This is a genomic window from Nonomuraea sp. NPDC050643, assembly GCF_040654715.1.
In the GTDB taxonomy this organism is placed as follows: domain Bacteria; phylum Actinomycetota; class Actinomycetes; order Streptosporangiales; family Streptosporangiaceae; genus Nonomuraea.
The window spans coordinates 20,022-31,462 of record NZ_JBFAIM010000086.1 but is presented as its reverse complement, the minus strand read 5'-3'; the positions used below and the strand labels follow the sequence as shown (position 1 = coordinate 31,462).

The window sequence follows — 11,441 nt, the reverse complement described above, 5'->3', positions numbered from 1 at the left end:
GTAAGGCTAACCTAACTCGTCGATCTTAGCCCCCGGGAGATCACCTCGGGGCCCGGATACCGTAATCGGCGGCCAACCGCGAGGTCATAGGATGACATGGGATTTGGGAGGGGCTGCAGTGGAGAGCACCGCGGAAGAGCAACTCATCGGACCGCTGCTTCTCGCACGCGGCACCATCGACAGGTCCGCGGCGCTGCGCGCCGACGCGCGATGGCTGGAGCGGGCATGGTCCGACTCCACCACCAGGGTCCTGGTGATCGACAACGGCCACACGCTGGTGCGCCGCGTGGGTGACGAGGTGCAGGCGGTGCTGTTCACGCCTGCCGACGCGCCCCAGGGCCAGCGCTACCTGCTCGGCGTCGAAGACGGGGTGGCCTACTTCGCGGTGGCCGCGCCGCTGCCCGGCATCCCCAAGGGCGACCTCAACGGCCGGGTGACGATCCCGATGAGCCTGCGCGACACGCCCGAGGGCCGTCCCGTGGCGGCCGGTCTGCGCCAGGTCGGGGGGCTGCTCGGCGACCGGGAGGCGGGGCTGCTGGTCTACGCCGTGGCGCTGGAGGCCTGGCACACCACCCACGAGTTCTGCCCGCGCTGCGGTTCGCGCACGGAGGTTCAGGCGGGCGGCCACATCCGCGTCTGCCCGCAGGACTCCAGCCAGCACTTCCCGCGCGTCGATCCGGCCGTCATCATGCTGGTCCGCGACGCGGCCGACCGTTGCCTGCTCGCTCGCGGGCCGCAGTGGCCCGAGGGGCGGCTGTCGATCCTGGCGGGGTTCGTGGAGCCGGGGGAGTCGCTCGAGGCCGCGGTCGTGCGCGAGGTCGCCGAAGAGGTCGGCGTCATCGTCACCAGCCCGCGCTATCTGGGCAGCCAGCCCTGGCCGTTCCCGCGCAGCCTCATGCTGGGCTTCTTCGCCGAGGCCACGACGACCGCCCTCGTCCCCGACGCGGAGGAGATCGCCGAGGCCCGCTGGTTCTCCCGGGAGGAGCTGGCGGGGGCCCTGGAGTCGGGCGAGCTGCGCCTGCCGCCTCCGGTGTCGATAGCGCGCCGCCTCATCGAGACCTGGTACGGCGGCGCGCTCACCGGCGACTGGTGATCGGTCAGGCCGCTGCGAGCAGGGCCTTGACCTCGTGGGCGGAGGGATTCGTGCGCACGACACGGCCCTGGGGAGTGTCGATCACGACGGTCGGCACGACCTGGTTGCCGTTGTTGACGCTCATGACGAATTCGGCAGCCGAGGGGTCGCGCTCGATGTCGATCTCATCGAAGCTGATGCCCTCGCGGGTGAGCTGAGACTTCAGCCGCTTGCAGGGGCCGCACCATGTGGTGCTGTACACCGTGAGCGCCATGTTCGGGAATCCCTCCAGGGTCAGGAATTGGGCGCTTCGTGCAACAACGCGCAGTTCGCGGTTAATCCCTATCCGATGCGCTCGGCGATCCAGGCCTGCACCCGCTCGGCCACACCCGGCACGCGGTAGAGCGGAGAGCTGTGATTGGCCCCCGGCGCGGTGAACACGGTCACCGGCACCCCCACCTGACCGAGCATCTGCTTGAGCAGCTCGCTCTGCACCGGCGGGACGAACTCGTCCTGCGAGTGGATGGTCAGCATCGGCGCGTCCTTGCGGCTGGCGTGCCAGGCCACCTCCATGCTGGCCCAGACCCGCGAGCACTTGCCCTTGGGCGCGCAGCCGCCGGCCAGCTTGATGGCCGCCGTACGCAGCCTGCGCTTGTTGGGGTCGACGGCCTTGTCCCCGTCGGAGTAGGCGCGCAGCGGCGAGATGATCGGCGACAGCCCCACCACGCCCTTGAGCCCGCTGATCCCGTCGCCGTACGTGCCCACCGCCGCCGCGATGTGCCCACCGGCCGAGAATCCGACCACCACGTAGTTACCGGGATCGAACGCCCACCTGTCGGCGTGCTTGCGCGCCAGCGCGATCGCGCTCAGCGCGTCGGCGCGCTGCGCCGGCCAGGCCGCGTCGCCGGACAGGCGGTAGTTGAGGTTGAAGACCGTGTAGCCCAGCTCGGCGTAGCTGCGGGTGATCTCCTTCATGTACTTCTTGTCGCCGCTGGACCACCAGCCGCCGTGCACGAGGAAGATCCCGGGGCGCTGCTGCCCGTCGGGGGTCCACCAGACGTCCATGGTCTGACGCTGGTGCGATCCGTACGCGACCGTCTCCATGGACAGGCCGCCGAGCCCGTTGGAGTCGAGCGGGTTGTTCACGGTGGGGGCGGGAGTGGGCTCCTTGGTCGTCGCGCCGGCGGCGACGGGTGTGAGCACAACGGCAGCGAGCGCGAGCGCGCTCAAGGCAACCGCAGTTCGCACGGTCTTCCTTTCCCCCAAGCACATGGTCGGGCCCCATTGTGGGGGAAGAGACCAGTTCTTTGCATCTCGTTGACGTGTGAACTTACTGACAAGAAACCTGTGCATCAGTCTGCCGCCCTACCCTTGACCCTGGTAGAGGCCGTAGCGGCAGCCCGTTTTGCAGATTCCCCATCAGTACACCGGCCCGCATGTTGTCAGAATAAAGTCCTCTACCGCCACCGGCTGGGAGGATTCACGGGTGAACAACGCGGACGACGTACTGATCGGACTGGACCCCGAGCAGCGGGCGGTCGCCGAGGCCGTGCGCGGTCCCGTGTGTGTGCTGGCCGGCGCCGGGACGGGCAAGACCAGGGCGATCACCCACCGCATCGCGTACGCGGTCCGCAGCGGGGTCGTCGACGCCCAGAGCGTCCTCGCTGTGACGTTCACCACGCGCGCCGCCGGCGAGCTGCGCCAGCGCCTGCGCGCGCTGGGCGCCCCCGGCGTCCAGGCCCGCACGTTCCACGCCGCCGCGCTGCGCCAGCTCACCTACTTCTGGCCGCGCGTGATCGGCGGCGACGCGCCATCGATCATCGAGTCCAAGCTCCCGGTCCTGGTGGAGGCCTGCCGCCTGCTCCGCAGGACCCCCGACAGGTCCGAGCTGCGCGACATCGCCGCCGAGGTCGAATGGGCCAAGGTCACCCAGATCGGCCCCGAGGACTACGTCCCGGCCGCCGCGAAACACCACCGCACGCCGCCGATCCCGGCGGAGGAGGTGGCCCGCCTTTACGACGCCTACGAGCGGATCAGGCGCGAGCGCCACCTGGTCGACTTCGAGACCATCCTCGAGCTGACCGCGGCCGTGATGACCGAGCACCAGGAGGTGGCGGCGCAGATCCGCCAGCAGTACCGCTATTTCGTGGTGGACGAATACCAGGACGTCAACCCGCTGCAGAAGCTGCTGCTCGACACCTGGCTCGGCGGGCGCGACGACCTCTGCGTGGTCGGCGACCCCAACCAGACGATCTACTCCTTCACCGGCGCCAGCCCGCGCTACCTGACGGGGTTCGGGGTGGAGCACCCCGACGCCGCCGTCATCAAGCTGGTGCGCGACTACCGCTCGACCCCCCAGGTGGTCGATCTGGCCAACCTGGTCATCGCCAAGGGCAAGTCCCCGCACCGTCTGGAGCTGGTGGCGCAGCGCCCCGAGGGCCCCAAGCCGTCGTTCGCCGACTACGACGACGAGCCGGCCGAGGCCGCGGGCGTGGCCAGAGCCGTCAGGAAACTGCTCGACAAGGGGGTGCCGTCCCGCGAGATCGCGATCCTCTTCCGGGTCAACTCCCAGTCGGAGGCGTACGAGGAGGCGCTGTCCAAGGCGGACATCCCGTACATCCTGCGCGGCGCGGAGCGCTTCTTCGAACGTCCGGAGGTACGCCAGGCGGTCGTCCTGCTGCGCGGCGCCGCGCGTTCCGCGGCCGGCGAGCCCCTGGCCTCCGAGGTCCACCAGATCCTGGCCGGCATCGGCCTGACCCCCTCGCCGCCCGGCGGCGGCAAGGCCAGGGAGAAGTGGGAGTCGCTCAAGGCCCTGGCCGACCTGGCCGAAGACCTGGCCGCCGACGGGGCCGACCTGCCCGCGTACGTGGCGGAGCTGGAGCGGCGCGCCTCCGAGCAGCACGCGCCGCCCGTCGAGGGCGTCACGCTGGCCTCGCTCCACGCCGCCAAGGGCCTGGAGTGGGACGCCGTGTTCCTCGTCGGCGTCACCGACGGCATGCTCCCCATCATCTACGCCGAGACCCCCGAGCAGATCGAGGAGGAACGCCGTCTCCTCTATGTGGGCGTCACCCGCGCCAGGGAACACCTCTCCGTCTCCTGGGCCCTGGCCCGCGCGCCGGGCGGACGCAAGGGCCGCCGCCCGTCCCGCTTCCTCGACGGCCTCACGGGCCGCGCCTCGTCGCCGCCGCGCGTCGCGCCCGCCAACCGCGAGCGCCGCCAGGTGGCCGCGCCGGTGAGCTGCCGCGTGTGCGCGAAGACGCTGGTGGCCGCGGCCGAGCAGAAGCTGGGCCGCTGCTCGACGTGCCCGGCGGACTACGACGAGGCGCTGCTGGAACGCCTGAAGGTGTGGCGCACGGCCACGGCGAAGGAGGCGAAGCTGCCGCCGTACGTCATCTTCACCGACGTGACGCTCCAGGCGATCGCCGAGCGCGCGCCCGCCACGGAGCAGGAACTGCGCTCGATCGCCGGCATCGGCAAGGTCAAGATCGACCGGTACGGCGAAGCCGTCCTCGCCCTCTGCCGCGAGTGACCGGGCCACTTTTTCGGGCCACTTTTGGTGACGAACGCTTGACACGTCACACTTGTCCAAGGATCGGACGGCACGAGGGGACGTACACGTGAACGAGGCGCTGAAGGAGCTGCTCGATCTACTCGACCTGGAGCAGATCGAACTCGACATCTTCCGGGGCAGAAGCCCGGAAGAGCGCATCCAGCGCGTCTTCGGCGGACAGGTGGCGGCCCAGGCTCTCGTCGCGGCGGGCCGTACGGTGCCCAAGGACCGCAACGTGCACTCGTTGCACGCCTACTTCATCCGGCCGGGTGACCCCTCCATCCCGATCGTCTACAACGTCGAACGCCTGCGCGACGGCCGCTCCTTCACCACGCGCCGCGTCGTGGCCGTCCAGCACGGCAAGGCGATCTTCACGATGTCCGCGTCGTTCCACGTCCTGGAGGAGGGAGCCGAGCACCAGGCGTCCGTGATGCCGTCGGTGCCCGACCCCGAGACGCTGCCGACGTTCCAGGACCGGATGCACGAGCTGGTCGGCGACAACCCCGGGCTGCGTGACTGGCTCTCGCGTCCCCGGCCGGTGGACGCGAGATACGCCTCGCCGCTGACCTGGGAGGCGCACAGGAACCCGGAGCTGCGCAGCGCCGAGACGAACGTGTGGTTCCGCTACCACGCCGACCTGCCCGACGACCCGCTGCTGCACGTGGTGCTGGCGGCGTACGCGTCGGACTTCACGCTCGTCGACACGATCCTGCTGGCCCACGGCATGGCCTGGGGCGCCTCGAACATCATGGGCGCCTCGCTCGACCACGCCATGTGGTTCCACCGCCCCTTCAGGGCCGACGACTGGCTGCTCTATGCTCAGGAATCCCCGTGGTCCGCGGGGGCCCGCGGGCTTGCCCGGGGTGAGATGTTCACTGCGTCGGGTGAGCTCGTGGTCTCGGTCGTACAAGAGGCCATGATCCGCCGAACAAAGTGATGAAATCGCAGGTAGAAAATATGTTGCCCCTTCCCGGCTTCCCGGTTTAGGGTCATGGTCAAGCGAGTCGGACACTCCTGTTCCGACGATCCCAAGAGTGGAGGTGAGTCCCAGTGATCAACAGCAAGATGCCGAGCACGAAGTGGCTCGCCTCCCCATGCCGTGACTTGGTGAGACTCGTCGATGGTCCCGTCAAGCTGCGGCAGGAGAAGTCTGCCCGTAGCCAGGCCGCCGCCGCGTTCTATGCCCGCGCCCACTCCGGTGCGGTGGCGCAAGGAGCTCCTGTCTACATCGCACGTATCGAACTGCCGGCCAACCAGCTCACCAATGGTGGACTGCGTGGTCCGTATCCCTGGAGGGATATTCCGGTCATAACCTGACCGGGAATAGCCCCCAGGCCGCGGATCCGCAGACAGGATCCGCGGCCTTCTTGTTTGTCCGTGATCCCCGACCACCTACGAGGTGCCCGAACAAGATCAAAAAGATCGATCAAAGGAGAAAGCAGATGGGGGCGAAGACGATCATGGACCTGATCGACGAAGCCAAGATCCCCTGTCGTACCGACCCTGACCTGTGGTTCGCCGAGTCGCCGGAAGATGTGGAGTTCGCCAAGGCGCTCTGCGGCGGCTGCCCGATCCAGAAGGCCTGCCTGGCTCGCGCGCTCGAGCGCGAGGAGCCGTGGGGCGTCTGGGGCGGCGAGCTCGTCCTCCGGGGAACCGTTGTTCCCCGCAAGCGTCCGCGCGGGCGTCCCCGCAAGCACCCGGTCGCTGCCTGACCACCACCGCACACCTACGCACCAGAAAGCGAAGAAGCCGATGAACACTCACCCGACGAGGAGTCTTGCGGTGCCGGATCTGATTCATGACTTGGTCAATGACCGAATACAAACCCTTCATCGAGAGGCCGCGGAACAACGCCTCATCCTGCGCGTCAGTCGCGTGGAGCGAGCGCGTCGCGGGGTCAAGCGGGCGAACGAGCGCCTCACCAGGGCCCTGAGTCGTCAGGTCTGAGCTGAGAGATCCTGCCGCCGGCGCAGGATCTCTCACCAGATCCCCTAAAAGAGCCGGGCGCAACCAGCGCCCGGCTCTTTCCCTTTCCCCACCCACCCAGAACGACCACCGCCCGAAACGACCACCGCCCCGCCCCGCAACCGGCCGACCCACGATCGGCTCGACCACGACCAGTCGAAACCGCCACCAGTCGGAACCGCCACCCCATCCGCCATGCCACAGCCGCCCGCCCAGCCGATGTGCTGCCCGTGCCCCTTCCGCTTGCGAATCGCACGTCACTCACTCACTCGCGCTCGTGAATCGCGTGCCATTCACCGGGCAGAGCACGCACCCTCCCGCTTACGGGCCGCATGTCACTCACCGGGCAGAGCCCGTACTCTCCCACCCGCGAACTGCATGTCACTCACCGGGCAGGGCACGCACTCTCTCGCCCACGGGCCGCATGCCACTCACCAGGGAGAACACGTACATTCCCATCCGCGAGCCGCATGCCACTCACCGGGCGGAGCACGTACATTCCCGCCCACTGACCGCATGCCACTTACCGGCGCACCGGGCACCCTGGCCGTTGGAGAGTCGGGCATGGCGGTCGAAGCCCTCACCCGGTAGACCGCACTCCAGGCCGCGCCGCTGGCGCCACCACCTCCAGGTCCTCCTCCGCGTTCCAGAGCCGTACCGCCATCCAGGCCACCCCAGCCGCGGCGATCACCAGTCCCGACAAGTACACCGGCAGCGGCACCACATTCCGCAACGCCCCCGGAACCATCCCCGCCGCGTACATCAGCACTCCCACCACAGGCATTCCCCCGCTCCTGACCGCCGCCGCGCTGAACGTCAGCACCCCCGCCAGCAGGACGACCGACGTGACCAGAAACGCCCTCCCCGTGCCCCCGGCCAGCAGCCCGCTCACTGTCGGGCCGCCGAGGTAGGGAAAGACGAAGTGCAGCGTGTACTCGATCGCGAACGCCCCGGCCAGCCCGGCCGAGTTGAGCACGTACCCGACGAGCCCGAGCGTTCCGGCCCGGGGACGGATGGCCAGATAGATCCCGGTGATCGCGAGTAATCCCGTCAACGCACCGAACGGTGCGATGGCGTGCGTGAACGCCGTCTCCGGCAGAAAGCCGGCGCGACGCGCGGAGTTGACCACGAGCAGCACGGCGCACACGAACCCCGCCGCCGCCGCGACCCGAAGAACACGCATGTCGATGGTCCCTTCTCTCGACGATAGCGCTTGTTATGATGCGCGTTATCGCCAGATATGGTGAGAGCGTGGCGAGAGCCGTAAGCACCCCGAAAGAACTCGGCGCACTGCGCCAGTCCCTGCTCGACGCCGCCATGCGCGTCCTGCGCGAACAGGGCGCCGTCAACCTGACCCTCCGCCGCATCGCGGACGCCGCCGGCACCTCCACGATGGGCATCTACACCTGCTTCGGCGGCCGCACCGCCCTCCTGGAAGCCATCTACCAGTACGGCTTCCGCCTCCTCCACGAGGCGATGACCACACCTCTGGACGGCCGGTCGGATCCTGTGGCCCGCATCATGGCCGTCGCACACGGCTACAGGCAGTTCGCCCTGTCGGACCCAGCCCTGTACGCCTTGATGTTCGAGCGCCCGCTCCCCGACTTCGACCCTTCGCCGCAGCAGCGCGAGGACGCCCTCCGCCTCTGCTTCGACCTCCTGACCGAGGCCACCGAAGCGGCAGCCCAAGCCACCGTCATCCATGCGACGAACCCGCGCCGCGCGGCCTACCTGATCTGGACGACCATCCACGGCCTGGTCAGCATCGAACTGACCTGCTCGCACCGCAGCCCGCTCCCGGGCTGGTTCCTGAATTCACCCGAGGAAGGCGAACGCATCCTGTCCGACGGCATGCGAGCCCTCCTCTCCGGCCTGACCTGACCCCCGCCCCGTCTGTGCGGATCGGGGGCGGCGGGAGGGCATCAGCAAGCAGAGCCCGGAAATCTCCGCAAGCGGCCTGCCCTCCCGCCGGCGAACTGCCCATCGCCCTTCCCCGTCAGGTTCGTGCGGAAGAGTGAAACCTGGCGAAGATGGTACGGACGAACAGCTCGTTCAAATCGCCACCCACCGATGAGCCCCACCGACGATCCACCCCGGATCGCAACAGCCCAGGCACACGGCGGCCAGCCTCACGGAATCACCAAACGACGACGCGACCCACAACCCCGAGCCCATTACTGGCGATCAGGCAGGCAGCGTTTCGCCGCATTGGCTTCCCTTCAAGAGAGAGTAACGTTTCGCATCCGTATGCTTACACAAAGTGCTCACCGGCGACAGCCCATTCCGTAAAGTGCTCACACACCAGCGCACCCCCGACACCCGGCTCGCGCAGCACCCACCCCAAGCCCCCCGCCCGGCCCATCGTGGACGCAACCTGAGCCAACCAGCGACACCCCGCCTCCCAGCCCTTCATTCCGGAAGCAGCCCTCAACCCGGGACCAGCCCCTCAACGCGAGAGCAGCCCGGAACCCGAGCCCCCAGCCCCGAGCCCCGGAACCCGAGCCCTCAGCCCCGAGCCCCGGAACCCGAGCCCTCAGCCCCGAGCCCTCAGCCCCGAGCCCTCAGCCCCGAGCCCTCAGCCCCGAGCCCTCAGCCCCGAGCCCTCAGCCCTGGACCCCGAACGCCCAGCCCCGAACCCCGAACCTGGAACCCTGAGCCCCAGACCCTCAGATGCCCTGAACCTCAGACCCTCCAGCTCCCCAGACCTCTGAACTTCGAGTAGGGCTATCCGATCGCCAAGGGCTCATCATCGGGATCGTCGGCAAAACCTGGCACCCAGCGAATCACCTCGTCGCGGAACCGGGCCGTCGTGCCCAGTTGACACAGCACCCCCACCCCCGCCGCATGGACCCGATGGATGAGCACGTACGACGTCGGCAGGTTGAGCTGCCGTATCACGTTGGTCGGCCGCAGATCGGCAACACTGGCCGCCTGAGCCTGCAGCCACTCCCGGCTGAACGTGAACTCCTCCACCGCCGTCGGCTCCACATACGGCGCCAGGAAGGCGCGCAACGCGTCAGGATCGATGTCGATGTCCTCGCGGATGAAGCCCTCCTGCCGCAACCCCGCCGTGACGGTCTCCATGTCGCCCTGGTTGAAGATGCGCGTGAGCTTGCCGAACGCCTTGGGATAGCCGCCGGGCAGCCGGTTGACCGCGCCGAAGTCGAGGACCCCCAGCTTGCCGTTGGCCAACATGCGGAAGTTGCCGGGGTGCGGATCGGCGTGCAGCATCCCGACCCGTGCGGGGGAGCAGAACAGGAAGCGTACGAAGAGCAGGCCGGCCCGGTCGCGCTCCTCCTTGGTGCCTTCGGCGATGATGCGTGACAGCGGCGTGCCATCCATCCACTCGCTGACCAGCACCATTTCGTTCGCCGCCACCACGTCGGGGACGTGGAAGTCGGGATCCCCGTTGAACTCCAGGGCGAAGGCGTGCTGGGCCTCGGCCTCCTTGAAGTAGTCGAGCTCCTCGGCGACCCGCTCCCGCAGCTCGCTCAGCACGGCCTTCATGTCGAGACCGGGCAGCAGCACCCCGAACATCTTGCCGAGCCGCGCCAACTGGGCGAAGTCTCCGAGCAGGGCCTTCCCCGCCCCCGGATATTGGATCTTGACGGCCACTTCCCGGCCGTCGTGCCACATGGCTCGGTGCACTTGCCCGATCGAGGCGGCGGCCGTCGGCTGGTCGTCGAAGGACAGGAAGTGCTCCCGCCAGTCATCACCCAGTTGCTCGGTCAGCACCTTGTGGACGGTGGCCACAGGCAGCGGTGGGGCGGCGTCCTGCAGCTTGGTCAGCGTGGCGCGATAGGGTCCGACGATCTCCTGCGGCAACGCCGCCTCGAAGATCGACAAAGCCTGCCCGAGCTTCATCGCCCCGCCCTTGAGCTCGCCGAGGACCTTGAAGATCTGCTCGGCGGTACGCTGCTGGACCTCCTGGGCCACGATCTCGGCCGGTTTGCCGCCGATGCGCTTGCCCAGCCCGAGGGCGGCGCGACCGGCGAAACTGAGCGGAAGGGCGGCCAGTTTGGCGGAGCGCGTGACAGCACGGCGCGGAAGATCGCTCACACTGATGCGCGGAACCTCGGCGAGATACCGCTTCCCCCCTTCGTGGTCGTCCTCTGAGCACGTCAGTCGCGGTTGGGTGCCATGACCATTCTTAGCGAATATGGATTGTTTCGCATACAACGACATTGCGGGTGTAGCTTCCACGACCTCCTTTTCCAGCGCCAATCAGGCGTTACGTCCAATGTGCCGTTGGTCACAGCAGACTCTCGGCCATCAAGATAACCAAGCGCATGCCCAACGGCCTCGGCCGCCACCGCCGTCGCGAGGGCCACGTCACAGGCGATCTCGCCGGGCGGATAGCCCCCCAGCCGGGCGGTGACGATCGGCCAGGAGGGGTCGTGGTCGCGCCGCGTGAGGTCGAGACAGTGCAGACACGCCGTGTCTCCCGGCAGGACCAACGGCCCGACTGTCCCATGCCCCTCGAACGCGAACGCCAGGAGATGCGGGATCTGCAACGAGTTCAGCTCATTGATCAGAATCCCGTCGAGAGGTAGCACGGGCGCGATGATCACCAGATCCGGCCGATCCGACTTGTCCCCAAGATACGTCCCACCAGCCAGCGCGTTCACCGTCGGCCTGATCGGCTCCCCATACTCCTCGTCCTCGACATCATCGAAGGACCCCGGCAAAGGCGCTCCCTTGGAGGGAGCACCAGGACGGGCATGAGGGGAGGACATCGGAACCGAACCACCAGGCGAGGAAGGCACAGAGGACGACCTGGGTGAGGCGCCAGGCCGTGGGGCGGCGGACGGGGCGGCCGGCGATGCGGTTGGAGGCGAGGCGGTGGCGGACGGC

Annotated in this window: 11 protein-coding genes; 6 read left to right on the top strand and 5 right to left on the bottom strand. The window is 68.4% G+C overall.

The window, feature by feature from the left end; translation table 11 throughout:
* Window positions 1-118 precede the first annotated feature (118 nt).
* Window positions 119-1,093, top strand: a complete 975-nt coding sequence (gene nudC / locus AB0I15_RS58575; RefSeq protein WP_358117588.1) for an NAD(+) diphosphatase — start codon at window positions 119-121, stop codon at window positions 1,091-1,093.
* Window positions 1,094-1,097: 4 nt separating this feature from the next.
* Here the strand turns inward: nudC and AB0I15_RS58570 are convergent, their stop codons facing one another.
* Window positions 1,098-1,346, bottom strand: coding sequence for a mycoredoxin (locus AB0I15_RS58570; RefSeq protein ID WP_358117585.1), 249 nt, complete (start codon window positions 1,344-1,346; stop codon window positions 1,098-1,100).
* 68 nt (window positions 1,347-1,414) lie between these two features.
* Window positions 1,415-2,275, bottom strand: coding sequence for an alpha/beta hydrolase (locus AB0I15_RS58565; protein ID WP_358117583.1), 861 nt, complete (start codon window positions 2,273-2,275; stop codon window positions 1,415-1,417).
* A gap of 283 nt (window positions 2,276-2,558) precedes the next feature.
* Here AB0I15_RS58565 and AB0I15_RS58560 point away from each other — a divergent pair, with 283 nt between their 5' ends.
* From AB0I15_RS58560 to AB0I15_RS58545, 4 genes are all read left to right on the top strand, one after another.
* Window positions 2,559-4,601 carry an ATP-dependent DNA helicase UvrD2 gene (locus AB0I15_RS58560; RefSeq protein WP_358117580.1) on the top strand — a complete coding sequence of 681 codons (2,043 nt, stop codon included), beginning with the start codon at window positions 2,559-2,561 and terminating at the stop codon, window positions 4,599-4,601.
* Between the two features lie 88 nt (window positions 4,602-4,689).
* Entirely contained in the window at window positions 4,690-5,559 is an 870-nt protein-coding gene (gene tesB, locus AB0I15_RS58555) for an acyl-CoA thioesterase II (protein ID WP_358117577.1), read from the top strand.
* 113 nt (window positions 5,560-5,672) lie between these two features.
* Window positions 5,673-5,939, top strand: coding sequence for a hypothetical protein (locus tag AB0I15_RS58550; protein ID WP_358117575.1), 267 nt, complete (start codon window positions 5,673-5,675; stop codon window positions 5,937-5,939).
* A gap of 125 nt (window positions 5,940-6,064) precedes the next feature.
* A complete protein-coding gene (locus tag AB0I15_RS58545; protein ID WP_195902416.1) occupies window positions 6,065-6,334 on the top strand; it encodes a WhiB family transcriptional regulator in 270 nt (89 codons plus the stop codon).
* 833 nt (window positions 6,335-7,167) lie between these two features.
* On the opposite strand, the gene AB0I15_RS58540 is transcribed toward AB0I15_RS58545, so the two are convergent.
* Complete coding sequence (locus AB0I15_RS58540; RefSeq protein WP_358117572.1) at window positions 7,168-7,770, bottom strand: hypothetical protein; 603 nt, start codon at window positions 7,768-7,770, stop codon at window positions 7,168-7,170.
* A 68-nt stretch (window positions 7,771-7,838) separates the two neighbouring features.
* Between AB0I15_RS58540 and AB0I15_RS58535 the strand changes: the two genes are divergently transcribed.
* Window positions 7,839-8,468 (top strand): TetR/AcrR family transcriptional regulator, encoded by a 630-nt coding sequence (locus AB0I15_RS58535; protein ID WP_358117568.1) that lies wholly within the window; start codon window positions 7,839-7,841, stop codon window positions 8,466-8,468.
* Window positions 8,469-9,311: 843 nt separating this feature from the next.
* Here the strand turns inward: AB0I15_RS58535 and AB0I15_RS58530 are convergent.
* Both AB0I15_RS58530 and AB0I15_RS58525 read right to left on the bottom strand, forming a co-directional pair.
* Complete coding sequence (locus AB0I15_RS58530) at window positions 9,312-10,646, bottom strand: AarF/UbiB family protein (protein WP_358117642.1); 1,335 nt, start codon at window positions 10,644-10,646, stop codon at window positions 9,312-9,314.
* A gap of 62 nt (window positions 10,647-10,708) precedes the next feature.
* Complete coding sequence (locus AB0I15_RS58525) at window positions 10,709-11,275, bottom strand: hypothetical protein (RefSeq protein WP_358117648.1); 567 nt, start codon at window positions 11,273-11,275, stop codon at window positions 10,709-10,711.
* Between the last annotated feature and the right edge of the window lie 166 nt (window positions 11,276-11,441).